This is a genomic window from Arthrobacter rhombi, assembly GCF_900163545.1.
In the GTDB taxonomy this organism is placed as follows: domain Bacteria; phylum Actinomycetota; class Actinomycetes; order Actinomycetales; family Micrococcaceae; genus Arthrobacter_H; species Arthrobacter_H rhombi_A.
Genome location: NZ_FUHW01000032.1, coordinates 23,503 through 44,459 on the forward strand (window position 1 = coordinate 23,503; position 20,957 = coordinate 44,459).

Genomic DNA, 20,957 nt, shown 5'->3' on the forward strand with positions numbered 1-20,957 from the left:
CCCGATGGAACCAGCATCGACCAACCGGCGCCGGGGGAGATTCTTCCGGCGCTGGTCGGCTCTCCGGGAAGGGATGTACGAGTTCTATGTGGGACCGTACCGCCAGATGTTCAAACGGGAGCAGCAACAAGAGGACGATCTGTTCATGATCGCCGTCTTGGGTGAAGCCCTTGGGGTACCCGACCCGGCCGCCTATTACACCGCCGAACTCATGCCCGCCGTGTGGGAAAATTTCCATGCCTGGCACCGCCGCGTCGGGATCCCACGATCGCCATTGGACCATATTGGATGTTGCTGAAACTCGCTACTGAACGCAAAGTACTCTTCGTCGGGGGCAAGGGTGGTGTCGGTAAGACCTCCGTGGCGTCGGCCTTGGCGCTGGCCCGTGCCCGCAGCGGTGGACGGGTACTGCTGGTCTCCACAGATCCGGCACATAACCTAGGACATATCTGGGACCTGCAGCTCTCGGATACCGCTGCCCGGGTGTTTACGGCACCGGCCGGGTATGTCGATGCCGTCGAAATCGACCCGCAGGCCACCATCGAGCGTCACTTCACATCGGTGAGCGCGACGATGATGAAACTTCTTCCCGAGCAGCTGCACCGCTCCGCGCAACAGCATCTCGACCTCGCGAAGACTGCGCCGGGCAGCCACGAATCGGCAGTCCTGGAGCGGATCGCCGAGCTGATCGATCACGGTGCCGCCGCCTATGACCTGGTCCTTTTCGACACGGCACCCTCGGGGCATACCCTGCACCTGCTGACCCTGCCGGAGAAGTTGACGGGGTGGACGGAATCCTTGCTCGCCAGTCGCTCCAGATCCGAGCGATTCGCCGCCGCCGCCCGCGGAATCGTCGGCGGTGAAGACCCTCAGGCGGAAGCAGACTCGGAACTGAGGCGGAACCTGATTGCCCGCCGTGACCGATTCGCCCGCATGCGAGAAACGATCACCGACGAGACCGCCACCGGTTTCGTGATCGTGAGTCTGGCCGAGAAAATGCCCGTGGCAGAGTCCCTGGACATTGTGAGGCAATTACGTGATTTAGGAATCGATGTGGCTTCCCTGGTGGTCAACCGCAGATCACCCGCGGATGCCGGTTCCTTCCTAACGGAGCGCAGGGAACTTGAGGAGACTTCACTGCAGGTGCTCCGCCAGAAACTCGCTACGGTACCGATGACCGAACTGCCATTGCTGGCCCGGGATCTGACGGGCGAGGAAGCCTTGGAGGAGCTCGCATCGCTGTTGGCCGGGGCCGGAGGGGTCGTCGAATAGCGTAGATGACGTGGGGTTCTGGTTAGCTGTGGAGATGAATGACAAACTGCCGATCATTGAATTTGCCTTCCCGGGGCCGCTACGTGACAGCCTGATTGCTGCCATCGAAACGGGCGCCAAAACCTCAACCAGCACCTTGCTGCGCCAATACGAGGTCGGGAATGAGGCGTTGCCGGCTGTCGGCGACACTGGCTGTGTCGTCGGCTCCGACGGAGAAAGGCTTTTCGCGCTGCAGACGACGGGCGTCGACGTCGTGCGGCTGGCAGATGTCCCCCTGGACCATGCCTTGGCGGAGGGAGAAGGCGATACCTCGGTGGCCCAGTGGCGGGCCGGGCACATGGATTTCTGGACCTCAGCCGAAATTCGAGCGGAGCTCGGAGCGGAATTCGAGCCCGACGACGACACCCTGGTCGTCCTGGAGCGGTTTGCCGTCGTTCCCTGACGTTCGCGGACCTCTGTCGAGTCGAGGTGCGGGCTCAGTCGCGGTGGAGGGATAAACGCAGGGTCGGTTGCTGCCGGCGCACCCACCCCAGGGATTCGTAGAGGGCCAGACCCTCCTCGCTGGCTGCCAGATCGACCCTGGCCGCCGATGTTTCGTGGCGGAACCAGTCGAGGAGCTCCTGGACGCAGGCTCGAGCGTATCCGCGGCGGCGGTGGCTCTCGAGGGTGACGACATTGGAGAGATGCCCGGTCACCGTTGCGCAGCTTGCAGGCGACGGTGGCGTGGTGTGGACATAGCCAAGGGCGGCCGCCACGGCCGTTCCCGAGGAATAGACGATGTACGCACAGGCATCCACGCCCAGATGTTCGGAGAACCATCTCCACGCTTCGTCGAGCCAAGGAGCTTCCGGATCGGCCTCGTGGCCCATGGTTGCGAACATGGCTGCCCGAAGCCCCACGAGTGAGCCGATGTCGTCGTCGGTTGCACGGTGGATCACCGGGGCAGGAGGCGAAGGTTCCACTTTCGGTTCGAGGCTCATGCCGGCATCCCGGGGTAGCCGGCAGGGGTCAGCCAAAGATGTCCGCCGACGACCTGTCGGCCCATGGAGATGGAGTTGCGCAGAGACGGCTTGTTTTCGGGGTGGATGTGGCCCCAGAGCACGTCGCCGACCGAGGTGATCGGCAACCGGCCGCAGAGCTGGAGCAGCACCGCGCTGCCCAGTTGCCGCCCCCGGTGTTCCGCGTCGATGCACAGCTCCTGGACGCTGTACCCCGACATGCCGTAGGCGTCCTCGCGAGCAGCGGCGACGACACCGATCGGCTCGGAATCGAAACACACCTCGAACAGCAGATTTTCTTCGGCTGCGCTGGAAAGAACGTCGACGTCGGCCGGGCGCGCCCAGGACCTGATACCGGGGCGCGAATGTTCCAGCTCGTCGTACATCGCGGCCACACGGTCGGCCACTGCTTCAGGATCGCCGGGGCGAAGATCGACGCTCTCGGAGGTGCTCGGCATTGCGCGCCGTTTAAGGGTTTCCAACAGTCCGGCGACAACGAGCAAGTCAGTGGTCGCGTGTCCGCCATAGGCGCCGGACCGTGCCAACTCGGAGCGGGTCTGCTCGGGATCGGGGCAGTGGATTCGAAGGCAGAGCGGCGAGAAGCCGGCAAAGTGCGGAAGCACGTCGGTGAGTACTGCCAACTGCGATGGTTCCGGGGCGAGCGAGGTGGCGATGATGTCGACGAACGGCTTGCTGATGTCGCGGTCCCTGAAGCGGATGCCGGCGATCGCCCAGTCTCCGCCGGGAAGGGTGATGCGGCGATTGGCCCATTCGAGCGGATCGTCAATGGGCAACTGGACCAGATCGCGGATCCGTGCTCCCCATGCTGCGTCACCCACCAGGGCGATACTGGGTTCAAGCCATTCGCTGAGGTTGCGCTGGAGGGGCGGAGACCATTCCACGATGCGCGGTGAGGTCCAGGCCGTGGCGGCTTCAAGGATTTCAGCAGAGAGCATTCGGCGAGTCTAATGCGTCGCTACGCTGAGGATGCGTCGGGCTGGTCGATGTTATCGCCCAGAGGTCCTCCGGGCGTTGGCGGAGACGGGGAAGTCCAATACCGTCTGGGTCATGGAGTTCATGAAGATCGACGGAGCCGAGATCGCTTTCCACCTCGCGGGTTCCGGGCCTCGATGCGGCGATACCGGTGCGCGGCCAGCGCGGTGATGGATCCGATGACCACGGAGCGTTCGGTCATTGGTTGGCCCCGGCCGGCCAGGACCAGTTCGGTGATTGCTTCGAGATCGATCGCGTCTGTCTTCACCCGGCGCCGGCCCTGGATCCGGCGTTGTTCGGCCACGTGGGCCGGATTCAGCTGGAGAAGGTCCCACCCCAGGGGCCAAGACACCGAGGACATCAGCGGACGGTGGTAGTGCCCTGCGGCTTCGATCCCGACCAGGGCCGGGATATCCGGTGGCAGGACGAGCCGGATCTTCTCCAGCGCAGCGTTCAGACCCGTTCGGGTCATTGCGGCGTCGAATGGATCCAGCAGAACCTGATGTTCAGAGTCGGTGGCCGAGAGAGCCAGGGTGTTATTGCCGACGTCCACAGCCACGACAACGGTCTGTATTGCATGATGGAATGACATGCCCCACCTCCGGGGGCAGCCAGAAGGACCGGCGCGTCAACGCCTGATCCTCGATGAGGGATCTGAGATATCCCTTCTGGCACCCCCGGAGGTGTTTGGGGAAGACCTACGACTTATATCAGGCGTCCCGGTCGATCGTGACGCCGGCACGGGCCAGCTCACCGAGCACGGTGGGCACCGTGACCTGGTGGACGGCGGCTGTCAGACGGGCCAACACGGTGGTGTCGAACCGGGCCCGGACCGCGTCCAGGGCGGTTTCCCGCACACAGAAGTCGGTGGCAATACCCACGATGTCCACCTTGTGGATGTGTCGCGAGCTCAGCCATTCCCCGAGTGATTCGCCAGGGGTGCTCTCCAGGGATTCGACGTCGGCTTCCTCGGAGGTCGCCGCCGGATCGTTGGGGTCCACCAGCGTGGATTCGAAACCGGAATAGGCGGCCTCATAACGTCCCTTGCGGAACGTGGCGGTCAAGGCGCCGGCCTTCAGGATCGGGGCGAGCCCGGCATGGAGTTCGGCCCCGTGGGTGCCGGCCACGCAGTGCACGGGCCAGGAGTCGATATAGTCCGGCTCAAAGGAAAAGTGGGTCCCCGGATCGATATGCCAGTCCTGGGTGGCCAGGACGGCAGCATACTTCCAGCCGTTATCACTGAGGTAGGAGGTAATGGCGGCAGCGGTGGCGCCACCTCCGGTCACCCCGAGCGAACCACCTTCACAGAAGTCGTTCTGCACGTCGACGATGATCAGGGCCGTTTCCATCTCTTGCTCTCCTTCTTGGGCACCCGGTGGTCGGGTACCTATAGATGATCCACGAATTCGGTGGGGATCACTGGTTCACCGCGCTGCAGGCGTTTGGAAAGTCCTGGCATTTCCTTGACGCTGTCGCGATGACGTTGGGTGGCACGCCGCAGGCCTTCGGCGCCGGTATATTCCGCGGCGACCACTCCATCGGTCACCAGCGGCACCAGCAGTTCGCGGTCGTTCCCGTCGGAAACCGGCGGCTCGCCGATGCCCACCACCTCGGCGGTGGCCCGGCCACGTTCGTTGAGCCGGCGTAGCGCGTATTTGCGTCCGCCGACGCTGACCTTGTTCTTGGCTGCCTTGGCCACAGCGACGAAATCGCCGTCGTCGTTCTGTCGTGACACCAGCTTGTAGACCATCGAGGCCGTGGGGGCCCCGGACCCGGTGACCAAGGCCGTGCCGACCCCGTAGGCGTCCACGGGGGCCGAAGCCAGGGCGGCGATGGCGTATTCGTCCAGATCCGAGGTGACCATGATGCGGGTGTTGTGGTTGCCGAGATCGTCGAGCAGGCGGCGCACCCAGCGGGCCTGTTCGACCAGATCGCCGGAGTCCAGTCGGACGGTACCGAGTTCGGGCCCTGCCACCTCCACTGCGGTCCTGACCCCCTGTTCGACGTCGTAGGTGTCCACCAGGAGTGAGGTCCCGGCCCCCATGGAAGCGACCTGGGCCTCGAAGGCAGCGCGCTCGGAATCGTGCAGCAGGGTGAAGGAATGGGCTGCGGTGCCCACGGTGGGGACCCCGTAGTGCAGCCCGGCCTCCAGGTTGGAGGTGCTGTGGAAGCCGGCGATCACCGCGGCGCGGGCCGCGGCGACCGCCGAATGCTCCTGGGTTCGGCGTGAACCCATTTCAATGCACGGGCGGTCCCCGGCGGCGGCCATCATGCGGGAGGCGGCCGAGGCGATCGCCGAATCATGGTTGAGGACCGAGAGGATGTAGGTCTCCAGGACGCAAGCCTCGGCAAAAGTCGACTCGACGGTCAGCAGGGGGGAGTTGGGGAAGTAGAGGTCGCCCTCGGCATACCCATAGATATCTCCGCTGAATCGGAAATCGCTGAGATATTGCAGCGTCGTGTCATCGACGACCCCGCGATCTGCCAGGAAATCTAGTTGTTCGGTACCGAACCTAAAATGTTCCAGCCCCTCGAGGATGCGTCCGGTGCCGGCGACCACGCCATAGCGGCGGCCTTCGGGGAGCCGGCGGGCGAAGGCCTCGAACACGGAGCGACGGTGCGCGGCCCCCGAGTGCAGGGACGCCTGGAGCATCGTGAGCTCATAGTGGTCGGTGAAGAGCGAGGTCGGCTGCTGCCACATCGGTCGGAGGACTCCTCGGATCGTTCGATTCAGGACCGCGCTGCCGCGATCCCACCCACACTCTATCGGCTGCCGCGGCCCTGACGTCGTAGAATAGAGGGTATGCCTGTCTTGACCGCACCCACCGACGTCCTGCCACGCAGTGAGACGTCCGAGCAGCAGGAACTCGATACCCCGTACGTCCTGCTGGTTTGGAACGACCCCGTGAACCTGATGAGTTACGTCAGCTATGTGTTCCGCAGCCACTTTGGATACTCCGAGGCCACAGCCGATCAACTGATGCTCGAAGTCCACCAGCAGGGGCGCTCGGTCGTCTCCACCGGCGCTCTGGAACAAATCGAAGCCGACGTTGCGGCGATGCACGGCTACGGGCTGTGGGCGACCTTCCAACGCGCGGACCAGGGCTGAACCGGTGGCTCGTGCCTTCAAGTCCACGCCCCGCGGCTTCACTGCCCGGCTGGATTCCACCGAACGCGAGCTGCTGAGGGGTCTGTTCGAAGACGTCGCCACCCTCTTGGCTCCAGCGGACGATGGGGCTACTCCCGGGCAGGAACCCGATCCGCTGTGGGCGATGGTGGGGATGGATCCACGCACCCATGCCGCAGATTTCGCAGCCCCCACGGACCCCGCCGAGCTGCGGTTATTGCCCGATGCGGTGCAAGGGGACCAGGACGCCTCGCTGGAATACCGGCGGCTGACCGAGACGGCGCTGCGTGAACGGAAGGTCGGCGCGCTGAAAGCCGCCGCGTTGGCGATGGAATCGGGCACCCTGGTTTTTGATGCTGCGGCGGCCAACCAGTTCGCCCAGGCCCTGAACGATGTTCGCCTGGTGCTGGCCGAACGGCTGGATCTGCGCTCTGAGGAGGACGCCGAACGGATCTCCTCGGTGAACGACGCCGCCAAGGTCGACGACGTGGACGAGTATCTGGCTCTGGTCTATAACTTCGTCACCTGGCTGCAGGAAACGTTGATGCAGGCACTGCTCGGTTCTTTGTGACGTGGGCTACATCAGCGTTTTATTACTCCCACGTCGCCGACGCAGGCAGTATGGTCGGTAGATCATGAACAGCCACGCCTCCGCGCAGCCCCCCGGCGATGCCTCGCAGGATCGCCGGACGGCCCGTGACCGCTCCGCACCGTTGGGGATCTTTGACTCCGGCGTCGGTGGCCTGACCGTGTCCCGCGCCATCATCGACCAGCTGCCCCATGAATCCACGCTCTACGTCGGGGATACGGCCAACAGCCCCTACGGGCCGCTGCCCATCGCCCAGGTGCGGGCCAACGCCCTAGGCGTCATGGACGAACTGGTCGACGCCGGGGTGAAACTGCTGGTCATTGCGTGCAACTCCGCCTCGGCGGCAGTGCTGCGTGACGCCCGCGAACGCTATACGGCCCGCTACGGGATCCCCGTGGTCGAGGTCATCCAGCCCGCGGTCCGCCGCGCCGTCGCCGCGACCCGCAATGGCCGCATCGGCGTCATCGGCACCGAAGCAACCATCGGATCCCGTGCCTACGAAGACGCCTTCGCCGCGGCCCCGCAACTGGAGATCACCGCAGCGGCCTGCCCACGTTTCGTGGAATTCGTTGAAAGCGGGGTCACCGCAGGCTCCGAACTCCTGCGCACCGCCGAACAGTATTTGGCCCCCCTGAAGGATGCCGGCGTGGACACCCTGGTGTTGGGCTGCACCCACTATCCGCTGCTGACCGGTGTGATCTCCTACGTGATGGGCGACAGCGTCACCCTGGTTTCCAGTGCCGAAGAAACCGCCAAGGATGTCTACGCAGCCCTGATGCGCCACGGGCTCTCCAGCGAAGCCGGCCAGAACGGGGCACATGACTTCATGTCCACCGGCGACTCCGGCTACTTCGAGGTGCTGGCCCGCAGGTTCCTGGGCCCCGAAGTCCAATCCGTGCAGCATATGAGCCATGGCGGAACCGTCCACCCCACCGGGGAGATCCCGCAAGTGCATGCGGTCGACGCCGGCGTCTTACCCGAACGACTCACCGTGGGGGAGCAGCCATGAAAATGACCATCATCGGCTGCAGCGGCTCCTTCCCCGGCCCGGGCTCCCCGGCCTCCTGCTATCTGGTCACCGCGTTCGACGGCGAACGCACCTGGCGGATCCTGCTGGATTTGGGCAGCGGCGCCTTGGGCGTGCTGCAGCGCTATATGGATTTGGAAGATATTGACGCGATCTTCCTGTCCCATCTGCACCCCGATCACTGTATGGATATTTGTGGACTCCATGTGGCAGTGCATTGGAACCCGAACGGCTGGAACCGGGATCGGATCACCGTCTGGGGGCCCGAGGCCACCGCCGACCGGATGGCCACCGCCTATGGCCTGGAACTGGACCCGGGCATGCACGAGGACTTCGACTTCAACCACTGGGTGCCCCGCCAAGAGGTCAAGCTCGGCCCCTTCACCGTCTCGGCGGTTCCGGTCCGCCACCCGGTCGAGGAAGCCTATGCCATCCGTGTCGAGGCGACCGAACCGCTGCAGGACGGGACGACCCGGACCTCGGTGCTGGCTTATTCCGGGGATACCGACTCCTGCGACGGCCTGGTGGAGGCAGCCCATGATGCGGATATGTTCCTCTGTGAGGCGGCCTTCGAAGAAGGGCGGGACGACGGGATCGACGGGGTACACCTCACCGGCAAACGGGCCGGAGAAATGGCGACTGCCGCCGGGGCCAAACGCCTCCTGCTCACCCATATCCCGGTGTGGACCGATGTGAACACCGTCGTCGACGAGGCCAAGACCACGTACGACGGGGGTTTGGCCATTGCCGTTTCCGGGGTCACCTATGGGGTCTGGTCGGGGGACCGGCTCGGGGAACCGAAGGACAGGCCCGCCCCGCGGGACCCCTTCCGCCCCTGAACCCCTGACACGGGCCCCGGTCGGCACCATTAGACTGGGGACCATGACTACAGGCTCCAATACTTCCACCATCCAGCGCGCCGACGGGCGCGGAACCGCCGATCTGCGGAAGGTCACCATCACCCGCGGCTGGTCCCTCCAAGCCGAAGGTTCGGCCCTGATCGAGTTCGGCAACACCAAGGTGCTGTGCACCGCCTCCTTTACCTCGGGCGTCCCGCGCTGGCTCAAGGGCGAAGGCACTGGTTGGGTCACCGGCGAATACGCGATGCTGCCCCGGGCGACGAACACCCGCAACGGCCGTGAATCGGTCAAGGGCAAGATCGGTGGGCGCACCCATGAGATTTCTCGGCTGATCGGCCGTTCGCTGCGTTCGGTCATCGACACCAAGGCCCTGGGCGAGAACACGATCGTGTTGGACTGCGACGTGCTCCAGGCCGACGGTGGAACCCGCACCGCGGCGATCACCGGAGCCTACGTTGCCCTGGCCGACGCCATCACCTGGGCCCGCGGCCAGAAGCTCATCGCCGCCAAGGCCAATGTGCTCACCGACAGTGTGTCGGCGATTTCCGTGGGCATCATCGATGGCACCCCGATGCTCGACCTTCCCTATGAGGAAGACGTGCGAGCCGAAACCGATATGAATGTCGTGGTCACCGGCTCCGGCGACTTTGTGGAGGTTCAGGGCACCGCCGAAGGCGCGCCGTTCAAACGTGATGAACTCGACGCCCTGCTCGACCTGGCCCTGTCGGGGACCGCCGAGCTGGCCGTCATCCAGCGCGAAACCCTCGAGCAGTGACGGCGCCGTCCCCCCGGCTGGTCCTGGCCACCCATAACCAGGGCAAGCTGCGTGAACTCCGTGAGTTGCTGCGCGGGCAGGTCCCCGGACTCGATGTGGACACCCAGGTGGTCGATGCCGGTGCCGTGGACGCCCCGGATGTCCGTGAAACCGGGGTGACCTTCGAGGCCAACGCCCTGCTCAAGGCCCACGCGGTTGCCGAGGCCACCGGGTTGCCGGCCATCGCCGATGATTCGGGTCTGTCGGTGGACGTCCTGGGTGGGGCGCCCGGCATCTTCTCGGCCCGCTGGTCGGGAAGCCATGGTGACGATGCAGCGAATCTGGCGCTTTTGCTGGCCCAGCTCTCGGATGTTCCCGCCGAGCACCGCGGTGGCGCCTTTATCTGCGCCGCCGCCCTGGCCTTGCCCGACGGGAGCGAAACGGTGGAACTGGGCCGCTTGGAGGGCACCGTCTTGGAAGTGCCCCGCGGGGAGGGAGGCTTCGGCTACGACCCGATCCTGCAACCCGTCGGTCAGGACCGGAGCTGCGCCGAGCTGGATAGTGGCGAGAAGAACGCCATCAGCCACCGCGGGCAGGCCTTCAGGGCCCTGATGCCCCACCTGGTCGAGGTGCTGCAGGCCGGCTGAGCCGGCGACTCGTCTCCCGGGTGGAGGCACCCCGTCAGAAAAAGGAATCCCCCTGATTCACCTCGGATCAGGGGGATTCTTGCGGTGAACTACTTCTGGGCTGGTTTCCGGCGTGCCTTGATCAGTTCCACGGCGATCGGGACCACCGAGAGCAGCACAATGGCCACGAAGATGATGTCGATGTTGTTTCCGACCCAGGCGTATTGCCCGAGCCAGTGGCCCAGCAGGGTCACCCCGACCCCCCAGAGCAGTGCCCCGACGAGGTTGAAGGCGATGAAGGTGCGGTAGTGCATCTTCGCGACACCGGCGATCACGGGAACGAAGGTCCGCACGATCGGCACGAAGCGGGCCAGGATGACCGCACGGCCGCCGAAGCGTTCGAAGAATTCGTGGGCCTTGTCCACATATTCTTTCCGGAAGAAACGGGAATCGGGTTTATTGAAGACCGCTGGCCCCGCCTTATGACCAATGAGATAGCCGGTCTGGTCCCCGGCGAAGGCGGCGAGGAACACGCAGCCGGCGAAGACCCACAGGTTCACGTCGATGGCCCCGGTGGCGACGAGGAGGCCGGCGGTGAAGAGCATGGAGTCACCGGGCAGGAAAAAACCAACCAGCAGGCCGGTTTCTGCGAAGACGATGCCGCAGACCAGCAGCACGATCCAGGGGGCCAACCGCGGGTCACGCAGGAAGACATCGGGGTTCAGGAAGTCCGGCAGCAAGCCGGCCATCTGAGGCTGGAGGGTCACTGCGGCGTCCAGGGCCGGGCTCAGGGCGTCAATCATCACGTGCCCCAGCTTACCGGCGGCCGGGCCGCCGGCTGCTCCGAAACGGTCCGCCGGACCAAAGTGTGGGCAGACTCCCAGCCGGGCCCCGCTAAGGTAGTGGGGTGGCTTTGGACTTTACGGCGATCGATTTCGAGACAGCCAATGGATTTCGCGGGTCGGCCTGCTCCGTTGGCGTCACCCGCGTCCGCGACGGGGGGATCGTCGATGAGGCCTATTGGCTGATGCGCCCACCCGAGGGATTCGACCATTTCGACCCGCGCAACGTGCAGATCCACGGGATCACCGCCGAAATGGTGGCCACCGCGCCCCGCTTTGGCGAGGTCTTCGGGGAACTGGCCTCCTTCATCGGCTCGGATACTGTCGTGGCCCATAATGCGGCCTTCGACCTCGGCGTCATCCGCTCCGCACTGGAGGTCTCCGAGCTGGCGGGTCCCGCCTACGATTTCGCCTGCACGGTGAAATTGGCGCGCAAAACGTATTCGCTGCAGTCCTATTCGCTGCCCTTCGTAGCCGAAGCAGCGGGATCCCCGATGGAGAACCATCACGATGCCCTGGCGGACGCGCGGGCCTGCGCCTCCATCATGATCGACATCGGGCACCGTCATGTCGTCGATTCGGTGTCCAACGCCGCGACGGCGGTACGCGTGGCGATGGGCCATGCAGCGGCCTACGCGCCCGGGGACGGACTGTCCAAGGCCACGGTATCGGCCCAGGAACGGCTGGCAGCAGGAATGCTGGTCCCCGCCCAACCGACCTGGGCCGGAGGCTGGCCCTCCGAGGGGGAGGACCCGCCTCCGAATCCCGAGGCCGACCCGTCCAACCCGCTCTATGGGGAAACGGTGGTCTTTTCAGGCAACCTGGGCATCACCCGGCAGGAAGCCAAGAACCGGGCGGCCGAGAACGGGGCCACCTGTGCCAGCCGGGTCACCCGGGCCACCACGGTCCTGATCGTCGGTGACGGCTTCGTTCCCGGTGACCTGCACACCACGCGTCTGACCTCCAAGGTCAAACATGTCCTGCGGCTGCGCGAGGCAGGACGGGAGGTCTCGCTGCTCTCGGAGGGCGAATTCCTGCAGCTCGTCGGCGGGTTCCGGCTTCCCTGATCAGCCGGCCTGATCGGGGGCAGTGCCGAGCACGGCCTCAACCCACCGGTGGTGCATCTGGGAGATCACCGAATCCACGGTGCTGGTCGGTAGTTCGGCTGCCTGGCGATACCCGGTGGCCGAGGCGACCAATGCCGCAGCGTATCCTGCCGTATCGGGATCCGGCGTCGTCCCCAGACGCCGTACGACGGCGGAGGCATCCCCGGTCTCATCGGTAGCTGCCTGCCGGGTCGCTAGTTCATCGATGGCCGCCTGCAGTGCTGCGCGTAAGGCGGCGCAGGCGGCACCGTCGTCATCAGCTGTCTCCTGCAGTATTTCCTTCCACCGCTGCGGGGCCTGGGCTCCGAGGTCCAGGCCGGCGCGCACCGCACGGGCGGCATAGGAGGCAGCCCGGTGTGCTCCGGGGGCGCCGTGGGTCAGGGCGGCGGCGTCGGAGGCGAGCCGTGCCGTCGTTCCCTCATCGACGCGCGGCAACAGGGCCATGACCGCTGCCCGCGGCAAGACCCCCGGACCATCCGCCGTGGGGTGGGCCGGTCTGCCGGTGCTGGCCATATCCGGGTCGGCCAGGGCCCTGCGGTTTTGCGGATCGGCAGGAGCCAGGGAGGGGGCAGCGAGCTCGTCGGTGGCCGAGAAAGCTGCGTCGATCCACCGGGGGAGCGGTTCCGGGGCACCGTCGGGGAAGGAGCCGGTGACCGCGCGGTTCCAGCGCAGTCCGGCCAACCACAGGCAGGCAGCTTCATCGGAGGCCACCCCGTCGTTGGCCCATTCAACGGCTTCCAGGAGCCCATCGAACAGGAAGAGCTGCAGCGTCTCCGTCTCACCTGGGGCCTGGCCGGCTCGAGCTGCGGCGGCGCCGGCCGCGGTGGCCCGCAGGACGGCGAGGACCCTGTCGGAAAATTCGGGGCGTGGTTCGAGGTTTTGCGGTGTCTGAGTCACTCGAACAGTCTAGGAGATGGCCCGGGAAATCTAGCCTGGCTCCGGTGAGTGCGCATAGATCTTCTCAACGAACGAAAGCGAACGTTGGGTGAAGATCCCTCGCTTGAGCTTCAGGGTGGGAGTCATGATTCCGCTTGCTTCGCTCAGATCGGTCAGTAGCGGGAGGAACTTGCGTACCTGCTCGGGACGGGACACTTTCGAATTCGCGCTGCTGACCGTCTGATTGAGCGCTTCGAGAAGTCCGTGGTCCTCGATGGATACCGCCCCGCCGGCCTCGGGGATTCGAAGGCCCGCCAGACGGGCGAACCCGTGTTGATGTGCCCAATCGACGACGGCTTCGAAGTCAAGGAGCAACAGGCCGCCGAGAAACGGGCGGCCTTCTCCCACCATCACGGCATGGGCGATGAGGGGATCGTTTTCGACGTAGCCTTCCCAGATGGTGGGGGAAACGGTTTTGCCGCCTGCTGTGACGAGGACATCCTTGATGCGCCCCTTGAGGGTCAGCTGCCCGAGGTCATCGAGTTCGCCGAGGTCACCGGTCCGGAAGAAGCCATCGATGAAGGCATTGGTGTTATCCGCGGGCCTGTTGTATCCGGAAAATACTCCGGCCCCGCGAGCCAAGACCTCACCCTGATCCGAGATGCGGACGGTGGTTCCCGGCATGGGCACTCCCACGGAGCCTGCCTTGATGGCTCCTGGAAGGTTACCGGTCAGCGGAGCCGTGGTTTCGGTGAGTCCGTATCCTTCGATGACGGGCAATCCCAGACCGCGGAAGAACAGCGAGAGTTCAGCGTCCAGCGCGGCGGCGCCGGAAAGGAGATAGTCCAGGCGCCCACCGACGAGTTTTCTGATGCGGGCATAGAACAATCCATCAAAGATCGCGTGTTTGATCCGGAGCCCGAGCCCGGCTCGTGCTGCCGGATGTGTAGCGCGACGCTCTGCCAGCCGGCCCCACTGCACAGCGGTTTCCTGTGCCACCTTCCAGAGGGGGCCGAGATGTTTTGCTTCTGCGGCTGCCGCAGCGGATGTCTGTATTTTTTGCAGAACACGCGGGACCACCACCAAGAAGGTGGGTTTCAGTGCGCCCAAAGCCGGTACCACCTCACGCGTATCGTCCAAGTGGGCAATGCGCATGCCGTTGGCCAGGCAGATCAGTTGTAGCCCGCGAGCCAGTACGTGGGCCATCGGGAGGAAGATCACCGTGTTTCCGGATTCCTTGACCACCTCGGAGTAGGATCCGGCCACATTCAGTACCTGGTTGACGAAGTTTCCATGGGTGATGAGCGCGCCCTTCGGATCAGCCGTGGTTCCCGATGTGTAGACGATGGTTGCCACCGAATCCAGTGTGGCCAGTAGCCGTCGTTCCTCCAAGGCCTCGTCGGTCAGGTGTTCGCCGATCTGCACCAGGTCGTCCAGGGATGACTCCGTCTGGCGGTCCATCGTCCAGATGCGCCCGTCGAGGACACCGGCTTGCTCGAATCCCTGTTTAAGCAGGCGGGCGTGTTCTGTCGTACCGGCAACACCGAAGCGCACGTCAGCGTCGGTGACGATAGCCGAGATCTGGTTGAGTGCGGCGGTTTCGTAGAGCGGCACGACAACAGCGCCAGCGAACCAGGCGGCCATGTCCGCCAGGGCCCATTCATAGCGGGTGGGTGAGATGATGGCGATGGATCCACCGGGCTGGAGGCCCGCGGCCATGAAGCCCTTGGCCAGAGCTTGCACCTGCCCGACGAACGCGCTGGTGCTCACTGGGACCCAGGGATCGGCGATCGCCGAGCCGCCGGAACGAACTTCGAAAGCCATGTGGTGGGGCGAACTCCTGAGCCGCTGCATCAAAAGCTCTGTCGCGTTTCGATAGACGGCCGGAACCACCAAGGATGGCGTGGTGAACTCTTTCACGGGGTGTTCCCATTCGACAGTGTTTGCAGGTGGTGACGCATCAGGTCCTGGGTAGCGTCAAGAAAATTGCTGACGATGGTGCCGTGCTCAACGGGGAGGGCCCGGAGCTGTTCGTAGATGGCGGTCGCCAGTGGATGGGTCAGGTTCCGGATTTCGTGGAAGGCCTCGTTGGTCGCCGTCAACATGACGTGTCGCCTATCTGCCGCGCCGCGGTTACGGGTGAGGTAACCATTGAGCTCCAGACGGTTGGTGATGGCCGTAGTGGTAGCCGCGGTGGAACCCAGCTCCCGTGCGAGATCTCCCGAAGTCATCGGTCCTGATTGGGTCAGCACCGAAAGCGCACGAAAATCGTTGAGATTCAGGCCCAATCCCAGAGCCACTTCCCTCTCGCTCTCGCGGGCCAGGATCAACATTTCCTGCAAGGTCGTGGCGACGGAAGGATAAGACAACATGACGACTTCCATTCCTTAAGGGCAAGCTTCGAGTATAGTCAATATTCTTTGATCATCAAAAGATTGAATGAAATTTTATATGCAGCATAGTCTCCGGGGAAACCGTCTCCGCGCAAGCTCCGCATGTCAGAGAGGAACCGTCCAGTGAATAAATCTGAGCGCAAGGCGCTGATCACGTTGCCCATCGTGTTGATCATCGCAGCCTTGCTTGCTGCTGCTGGCAGCAGTGGCGGTGTCACTCTGGGAGTAATCCCCGTCTTTGCCCTGGCCGTGGGCATGGCCATCGTGATTCAGTGGATAGCCATTATTCCTGCTTTTCTGGCCCAGACGGAAAAGTACTACGACCTCTCCGGCATGTTGAGCTATGTCACCATTACGGTCATGATTCTCCTGGCCCTTCCAGATATCGACGCGCGTTCGCTGATCTTGGCCATCATGGTTCTCATCTGGACGCTGAGGCTCGGACTCTTCTTGTTCCGTCGCATTAGCCGGGCTGGCAAGGATGATCGTTTTGATGAGATCAAGCCCTCCTTCGTCAGGTTCTTGAGCACGTGGACGCTCCAGGGGCTGTGGGTCACCTTCACCGCGGCGGCGGCGTGGGTTGCCATGACCTCCGAAAATAGAGTTGCCGTGGACGGGTTCGCACTCGTTGGCGTCCTGGTGTGGATGCTCGGATTCGGTCTGGAAGTGGTGGCCGATCAGCAGAAATCACGGTTCAACGGCAACCCATCGAAAAAGGGTGGATTCATTTCCACCGGTTTGTGGTCCACCTCGCGTCACCCCAACTACTTCGGTGAGATCTTGCTGTGGATCGGCGTCGCCATCGTCGCTTTCCCCGTGCTTCAAGGGTGGCAGCTGGTGGCCTTGATCTCCCCGGTCCTTGTCATTCTGCTCCTGACCAAAGTCAGCGGGGTCCCGCTGTTGGAAAAGAAATCCGATGCCAAATGGGGTGGCCAAGCTGACTACGAGGCCTATAAGGCCAGGACCCCAGTCTTGATTCCTAAAATCTGGTGGCCGACTCCAAGGTGCCCAAGGCCCTGATCCGCGGAATCGCCTCGACCGGGCAGGAAAATTTGCGGCGTCGTTCGGGGTCTTGCGGTGTCTGAGTCACCCGACTAGTCCAGAGGACCGTCGGGTGACCTGACACCACCCTAGGACTTGGTGGTGTAGTTGCTTTGGCGTTCCAGAATGGTGGTCACCGTGGTTTCGTGCCACACCGTGGAGTCCGTGAAACAGGTGACGACCTTCCACCCGGACAGGGCATGCTCGTTGAGACTGGCTTCAAGATCCGAGGGTTTGAAGTCGGGGTAGTCCTTGATCTTGTCGGTGATGACTTTATATTCATGCATGGCCGGTCCTCCTCGTGGCGAGTGACGGAGCCCGCTGACGCCCCGGCGTCGTGGAGAACACGTCGAACGTGTGGGTCCACCACGAGAACCGTGTTCTGCAGGGCGACGGCTCTTAACCCATTAACCAACTTCCCCGTGCCAAAGTCCAGAGCTCATCTGGTGCGGGGAGAACCGCTGGCCGGTGGGCCGGTCAGATGATGATGCGTAACGGTTCTTCGAGGGTGCGTTTGAGATCTCGGAGGAAGGCCGCCGAGACGGCTCCGTCCAAGACCCGGTGATCTGAGGTGAGCGTGATCTTCATGATCTGGCGGGTGGAGAGCTGGCCGTCCTGCACGTAGGGCTCCTCGGTGGTGGCACCCACCGCCAGGATCGATGCCTCGGGAGGGTTGATCACCGCGGTGAAATTGTCGACCCCGAACATGCCCAGGTTGCTGATCGAGAAGGTCCCGCCACTGAATTCCGCGGGGGTCAGCTTGCCGTCCCTGGCCTTCTTCGCCAGCGCACGGGTTTCGGTGGAAATCACCTCCAGGCCCTTGGTCGCTGCGTCGCGGATCACGGGAACGATCAGCCCGTCATCCAGGGCCACCGCCACCCCGATATGTGCGCGGGGGTGCTGCAGAATCTTATCCCCGGCCCAGGAGGCGTTGACCTGCGGGTGGTCCTCCAAGGTGAGTGCGCACGCCTTGACCAGCAGGTCGGTCACGCTGATCTTGACTCCTGAATCGGCGAAGCGTTCATTGATCTCCGCGCGCAGGGTCATGAGTCGATCCATGGCCACCACGTGAGTCAGGTGGAAGTGTGGGGCGCTGGCGCTTTCGGTGAGCCGTTGGGCCATCACCTTGCGCATCATCGTCAGGGGAACCTCCACCGATTCAGACGGCTGCGTGCCGGTTGCACTCACCGGCGTGGAGTCCGCTGGCTGCCGCTGATGGGGGGCAGCGGAGGCCTGGGCGGCGACCGCAGCCTCGACGTCCGCCCTGACAATGCGCCCACCCGGGCCGGTTCCCGTGATTTCCGCCGGGTCGATGCCGTGTTGTTCGGCAACACGGCGGGCCAGCGGGGAGGCAAGAAGACGCCCGCTGTTGGAACCGGCAGGGGACTGCCGGTCCGTCGGGCCCGCCGGCGTGCGGGGCTGCGCCGGCGGTGCGGCAGGAACGTGCTCGGAGGCCGGGCTGGGTTCCGTGGGGGTCGGGCTGCTTGAGGACGCGGCGGCCTGTGCGCCGGTGGTTCCGCCACCGCTGTCGCCAGCGGCACCGGTACCGATGAAGGCGACAGGTTCCCCGATGGGCACCATCGTCCCCTCTTCGACGAGGAGTTTCTCCAAAATGCCCTCGTCGAAGGCCTCGAGATCCATGGTGGCCTTATCGGTGTCGATTTCGGCGATCACGTCGCCTTCACGCACCGTATCGCCCACTTTTTTGACCCAACGGCTGAGGACACCTTCTTGCATGGTGTCGGACAGTCGGGGCATGTTCACCTCGGGCATCGCGGTCTCCTATCCTGTGAAGCTGGTGGCGGCGAGAAGTTCGCGGACGACCCGGATCAGGTCCTTCGCGGTCGGCAGTGCGGCACTTTCCAGGGGCTTCGCGTAGGGAAGCGGGATTTCGGCCGCCGCCACCCGTCTCACCGGGGCGTCGAGGTAGTCGAAGGCCCCCTCCATGAGGGTTGCCGAGATTTCGGCGCCGATGCCATAACTGAGGCAGTCGTCCTCGAGCACGACGGCCCGGCTGGTCTTGCGCACCGAGGCACAGACGGTTTCCCGGTCCAGGGGGCGCAGGCTGCGCAGATCCACCACTTCGAGCGAAATGCCTTCCTCCTCCAGCTGCCGGGCCACCTCGAGAGCCACGGTGGTGGCCCGGGAGTAGGTGATGACGGTGAGGTCGCTGCCCGCTTTGGCGATGGCAGCCTTGCCGATTTCGGCGACGTTGTCCCCGTCGGGAACCTCACCGCGAGTGTTGTAGAGCGCCAAGTTCTCCAGGAAGATCACCGGGTCGTTATCGCGGATCGATGCGACCAGCAGGGCCTTGGCGTCCGCGGGTGTGGAAGGAGCCACGACCTTGAGCCCGGGGATATGCGCGTACCAGACCTCCAGGTTTTGGGAGTGGGTGGCGGCCAACTGTTGGCCACCACCGCCGGGCATCCGAATCACCAGGGGGACGGCGCTCTGGCCGCCGAACATGCCGTGGATCTTCGCCGCGTGGTTCACGATCTGGTCGATGGCTATCAGGGAGAAGTTCAAGGTCATGATCTCCACCACCGGACGCATTCCGAGCATCGCGGCACCGACGGCGGCGCCCACGAACCCCTCTTCGGCAATGGGGGTGTCCAGAACGCGGCGGGGACCAAACTCGGTCAAGAGCCCGGCGGTGATCTTATAGGAACCCTCGAAAAGTCCGATCTCCTCGCCGATCAGCAGGACGTTCTCGTCGCGGGTCAACTCGGAACGCAAGGCGTCGTTCAGGGCCTGCCGGTAGGTGGTGACGGTCATCTGGACTCCTTCTTCGCCGGTCATGGCATGCCGATCACTGGTTGTCCGGGCAGGGTGTCCGGTGCATTGGCGACGGGGGTGGCATAGGCGTAATCGAAGAGCTGATCGGGGGTTGGATCGGGGCTGGCATCGGCGAAGGCCACCGCTGCCTCGACCTCTTCGCGGGCTTCGTTGTCGATTTGTCGTGCCACGGATTCCTCCAGCACCCCCGAGGCCACCAGCTGCTGGCGGAAGGCGGGAACCGGGTCAGCTGCCTGGGCTTCCTCGACATCCTCGCGGGAGCGGTATTGTGCTGGGTCGACCACCGAGTGACCACGCAATCGTGAACTCATCAGCTCCAACAGGAACGGTTGGCGTTCGTGGCGGGCCCGCTCCAGGGCCCTGTTGGCCGCATCCCTGACGGCGACCACGTCATTGCCGTCCACCCGTTCACCGGGGATGCGGTAGGAGCAGCCGCGTTTATATAGTTCGGGTTCACCGGCGGCGGCATCGACCGTGGTGGCCATGCCCAATCCGTTGTTGATGATCACGTAGACGATCGGCAGGTTCCAGACGGAGGCCAGGTTCAACGATTCGTGGAAGGCACCGATATTGGTGGTTCCATCGCCCATCTGGCACATGACGACTTCGGCGTCCGGGCCCGGTGCGCTGCGATAGGTCAACGCCAAGGCGGCCCCGGTGGCGGGAGGAAGCTGTCCACCCACAATGCCGTAACCGCCCAGCATGCGGGTTTCGGTGTCGAACATGTGCATGGAACCGCCGCGGCCCTTGGAAACCCCGGTGCTTTTGCCGAACAGCTCGGCCATCACCGCGCCGGTACTCATTCCGCGCGCCAGGGCATAACCGTGGTCGCGATAGTTGGTAAACAGGTAGTCACGGGGTTGGAGCGCGGTCATCAGGCCCACCACGCTGGCTTCCTCACCCAGGTTGAGGTGGCAGTACCCGCCGATCTTCGCCCGCTTATACATCTGGTCGGCCGTCAGCTCGAATCTGCGGATCAGTGCCATCTGCCGGTAATACCCGATCAGCGTCTGCGGGTCTTCCTCCCCGGCGGTGCGCTGTTGCGTCCGATCAACCATCATGTTCCTCCGTTGCTGGCCTGCCTCCATGCCGTCGTCACTTTTGTGGTTAGGGGCCGGGAGGCTGTTCCTGAAGTCTGAAGCTGCCGGATCCCCCGCAGGTGGGGCAGGTTTCGGGGGCTTCCATCCCACGGGCCGGCTCGCCGCAGGTTCCACACACCCATTCGGTGGTCAGCAGGGCCACGATGTCGCGGCGGCTGACGATTCCTGCCAGCCGTCCGGTGTCCAGCACGGGAAAACGGCGCAGCCGCTGATCCACCAGCAGGGCCCGGATATCGGAGATCGGTGTGTCGACGGAAACGCTGATGACCCCGGGGCTCATCACCTCGGCGGCGGTCCGCCCGGGTTTGGCGAGCACATCGTATTCGCTGACCAGCCCCAGCACATGCCCGGGATCTTCCACGACGGGCAGAGCACTGATTCGGTGCCGACCCAGCAGGGCCGCGATTTCTTCGACGGGCGTGTCACGGGAAACCGTGAACACGGGAGCGCTCATAATGTCGGCGGCCGTGGTGGGAATTCGCGTCCCGGCCGAGTCGGGATGCTCGGAAGCATCCTGGGAAACGCCGGTGCCCTGAGGTTCGCTCATACCCCCAGTG

The 20,957-nt window shown here is 64.3% G+C and carries 25 protein-coding genes; 11 read left to right on the forward strand and 14 right to left on the reverse strand.

The genetic code is table 11. The features are described 5' to 3' along the window. Positions 1 to 4 precede the first annotated feature (4 nt). The 3 genes from FM101_RS08615 to FM101_RS08625 are packed head-to-tail and all read left to right on the forward strand — an operon-like array spanning position 5 to position 1,714. Positions 5 to 298: a cory-CC-star protein gene (locus tag FM101_RS08615; RefSeq protein ID WP_218778272.1), complete on the forward strand. Its 294-nt coding sequence runs from the start codon at positions 5 to 7 to the stop codon at positions 296 to 298. Beyond that, on the forward strand, positions 289 to 1,272 hold the full coding sequence (locus FM101_RS08620) for an ArsA family ATPase (RefSeq protein WP_086998379.1): 984 nt from the start codon (positions 289 to 291) through the stop codon (positions 1,270 to 1,272). The genes FM101_RS08615 and FM101_RS08620 overlap by 10 nt, the downstream gene beginning before the upstream one ends. A 34-nt stretch (positions 1,273 to 1,306) precedes the next feature. Further along, positions 1,307 to 1,714: an ASCH domain-containing protein gene (locus FM101_RS08625; protein ID WP_086998382.1), complete on the forward strand. Its 408-nt coding sequence runs from the start codon at positions 1,307 to 1,309 to the stop codon at positions 1,712 to 1,714. Between the two features lie 34 nt (positions 1,715 to 1,748). Here FM101_RS08625 and FM101_RS08630 read toward each other — a convergent pair whose 3' ends face one another. The 5 genes from FM101_RS08630 to FM101_RS08650 form a co-directional block, all read right to left on the reverse strand. Further along, the gene (locus FM101_RS08630) at positions 1,749 to 2,252 is read right to left on the reverse strand and encodes a GNAT family N-acetyltransferase (protein WP_086998385.1); all 504 of its coding nucleotides are present in this window, start codon (positions 2,250 to 2,252) and stop codon (positions 1,749 to 1,751) included. Next, a complete protein-coding gene (locus tag FM101_RS08635; RefSeq protein ID WP_086998387.1) occupies positions 2,249 to 3,226 on the reverse strand; it encodes a hypothetical protein in 978 nt (325 codons plus the stop codon). Before FM101_RS08635 ends, FM101_RS08630 begins: the two co-directional genes overlap by 4 nt. Before the next feature lie 119 nt (positions 3,227 to 3,345). Beyond that, entirely contained in the window at positions 3,346 to 3,855 is a 510-nt protein-coding gene (locus tag FM101_RS08640; RefSeq protein ID WP_086998390.1) for an IS110 family transposase, read from the reverse strand. Positions 3,856 to 3,973: 118 nt separating this feature from the next. Continuing rightward, complete coding sequence (locus FM101_RS08645; RefSeq protein WP_086998393.1) at positions 3,974 to 4,612, reverse strand: isochorismatase family protein; 639 nt, start codon at positions 4,610 to 4,612, stop codon at positions 3,974 to 3,976. Between the two features lie 38 nt (positions 4,613 to 4,650). After that, on the reverse strand, positions 4,651 to 5,964 hold the full coding sequence (locus FM101_RS08650) for a nicotinate phosphoribosyltransferase (protein ID WP_086998395.1): 1,314 nt from the start codon (positions 5,962 to 5,964) through the stop codon (positions 4,651 to 4,653). A gap of 102 nt (positions 5,965 to 6,066) precedes the next feature. Between FM101_RS08650 and clpS the strand changes: the two genes are divergently transcribed. The 6 genes from clpS to rdgB all read left to right on the forward strand — a co-directional run bounded on the left by clpS (position 6,067) and on the right by rdgB (position 10,267). Beyond that, entirely contained in the window at positions 6,067 to 6,372 is a 306-nt protein-coding gene (gene clpS / locus FM101_RS08655) for an ATP-dependent Clp protease adapter ClpS (RefSeq protein ID WP_086998398.1), read from the forward strand. A gap of 4 nt (positions 6,373 to 6,376) precedes the next feature. Next, positions 6,377 to 6,961: a DUF2017 domain-containing protein gene (locus FM101_RS08660; RefSeq protein WP_086998401.1), complete on the forward strand. Its 585-nt coding sequence runs from the start codon at positions 6,377 to 6,379 to the stop codon at positions 6,959 to 6,961. A gap of 64 nt (positions 6,962 to 7,025) precedes the next feature. After that, positions 7,026 to 7,988, forward strand: coding sequence for a glutamate racemase (murI, locus tag FM101_RS08665; RefSeq protein WP_086998404.1), 963 nt, complete (start codon positions 7,026 to 7,028; stop codon positions 7,986 to 7,988). After that, the gene (locus FM101_RS08670) at positions 7,985 to 8,845 is read left to right on the forward strand and encodes an MBL fold metallo-hydrolase (RefSeq protein ID WP_086998406.1); all 861 of its coding nucleotides are present in this window, start codon (positions 7,985 to 7,987) and stop codon (positions 8,843 to 8,845) included. The genes murI and FM101_RS08670 overlap by 4 nt, the downstream gene beginning before the upstream one ends. Before the next feature lie 43 nt (positions 8,846 to 8,888). Continuing rightward, positions 8,889 to 9,641, forward strand: coding sequence for a ribonuclease PH (gene rph / locus FM101_RS08675; RefSeq protein ID WP_086998408.1), 753 nt, complete (start codon positions 8,889 to 8,891; stop codon positions 9,639 to 9,641). Next, positions 9,638 to 10,267, forward strand: a complete 630-nt coding sequence (rdgB, locus tag FM101_RS08680; protein ID WP_086998410.1) for an RdgB/HAM1 family non-canonical purine NTP pyrophosphatase — start codon at positions 9,638 to 9,640, stop codon at positions 10,265 to 10,267. Before rph ends, rdgB begins: the two co-directional genes overlap by 4 nt. Before the next feature lie 89 nt (positions 10,268 to 10,356). Here the strand turns inward: rdgB and FM101_RS08685 are convergent, their stop codons facing one another. After that, positions 10,357 to 11,049 (reverse strand): VTT domain-containing protein, encoded by a 693-nt coding sequence (locus FM101_RS08685; protein WP_241895376.1) that lies wholly within the window; start codon positions 11,047 to 11,049, stop codon positions 10,357 to 10,359. Positions 11,050 to 11,153: 104 nt separating this feature from the next. On the opposite strand from FM101_RS08685, the gene FM101_RS08690 reads away from it, so the two are divergent. Beyond that, a complete protein-coding gene (locus FM101_RS08690; RefSeq protein WP_086998413.1) occupies positions 11,154 to 12,155 on the forward strand; it encodes an exonuclease domain-containing protein in 1,002 nt (333 codons plus the stop codon). Here the strand turns inward: FM101_RS08690 and FM101_RS08695 are convergent, their stop codons facing one another. From FM101_RS08695 to FM101_RS08705, 3 genes are all read right to left on the reverse strand, one after another. Beyond that, positions 12,156 to 13,091, reverse strand: a complete 936-nt coding sequence (locus FM101_RS08695) for an ADP-ribosylglycohydrolase family protein (RefSeq protein WP_086998416.1) — start codon at positions 13,089 to 13,091, stop codon at positions 12,156 to 12,158. It lies immediately after the preceding gene. 30 nt (positions 13,092 to 13,121) lie between these two features. Then, positions 13,122 to 14,894, reverse strand: a complete 1,773-nt coding sequence (locus FM101_RS08700) for an AMP-dependent synthetase/ligase (RefSeq protein ID WP_245806663.1) — start codon at positions 14,892 to 14,894, stop codon at positions 13,122 to 13,124. Positions 14,895 to 14,986: 92 nt separating this feature from the next. After that, the gene (locus FM101_RS08705; RefSeq protein ID WP_086998729.1) at positions 14,987 to 15,442 is read right to left on the reverse strand and encodes a MarR family winged helix-turn-helix transcriptional regulator; all 456 of its coding nucleotides are present in this window, start codon (positions 15,440 to 15,442) and stop codon (positions 14,987 to 14,989) included. 144 nt (positions 15,443 to 15,586) lie between these two features. Here FM101_RS08705 and FM101_RS08710 point away from each other — a divergent pair, with 144 nt between their 5' ends. After that, complete coding sequence (locus FM101_RS08710) at positions 15,587 to 16,483, forward strand: DUF1295 domain-containing protein (RefSeq protein WP_086998418.1); 897 nt, start codon at positions 15,587 to 15,589, stop codon at positions 16,481 to 16,483. 110 nt (positions 16,484 to 16,593) lie between these two features. Here the strand turns inward: FM101_RS08710 and FM101_RS08715 are convergent, their stop codons facing one another. From FM101_RS08715 to FM101_RS08735, 5 genes are all read right to left on the reverse strand, one after another. Continuing rightward, positions 16,594 to 16,791: a DUF4177 domain-containing protein gene (locus FM101_RS08715; protein ID WP_086998421.1), complete on the reverse strand. Its 198-nt coding sequence runs from the start codon at positions 16,789 to 16,791 to the stop codon at positions 16,594 to 16,596. Between the two features lie 190 nt (positions 16,792 to 16,981). Then, a complete protein-coding gene (locus tag FM101_RS08720; RefSeq protein ID WP_179204280.1) occupies positions 16,982 to 18,277 on the reverse strand; it encodes a pyruvate dehydrogenase complex dihydrolipoamide acetyltransferase in 1,296 nt (431 codons plus the stop codon). Positions 18,278 to 18,286: 9 nt separating this feature from the next. After that, positions 18,287 to 19,279, reverse strand: a complete 993-nt coding sequence (locus FM101_RS08725) for an alpha-ketoacid dehydrogenase subunit beta (RefSeq protein ID WP_086998424.1) — start codon at positions 19,277 to 19,279, stop codon at positions 18,287 to 18,289. Between the two features lie 20 nt (positions 19,280 to 19,299). Continuing rightward, a complete protein-coding gene (pdhA, locus tag FM101_RS08730) occupies positions 19,300 to 20,361 on the reverse strand; it encodes a pyruvate dehydrogenase (acetyl-transferring) E1 component subunit alpha (RefSeq protein ID WP_218778273.1) in 1,062 nt (353 codons plus the stop codon). Between the two features lie 46 nt (positions 20,362 to 20,407). Then, positions 20,408 to 20,947 (reverse strand): CBS domain-containing protein, encoded by a 540-nt coding sequence (locus tag FM101_RS08735; protein ID WP_086998429.1) that lies wholly within the window; start codon positions 20,945 to 20,947, stop codon positions 20,408 to 20,410. Positions 20,948 to 20,957: the final 10 nt, after the last annotated feature.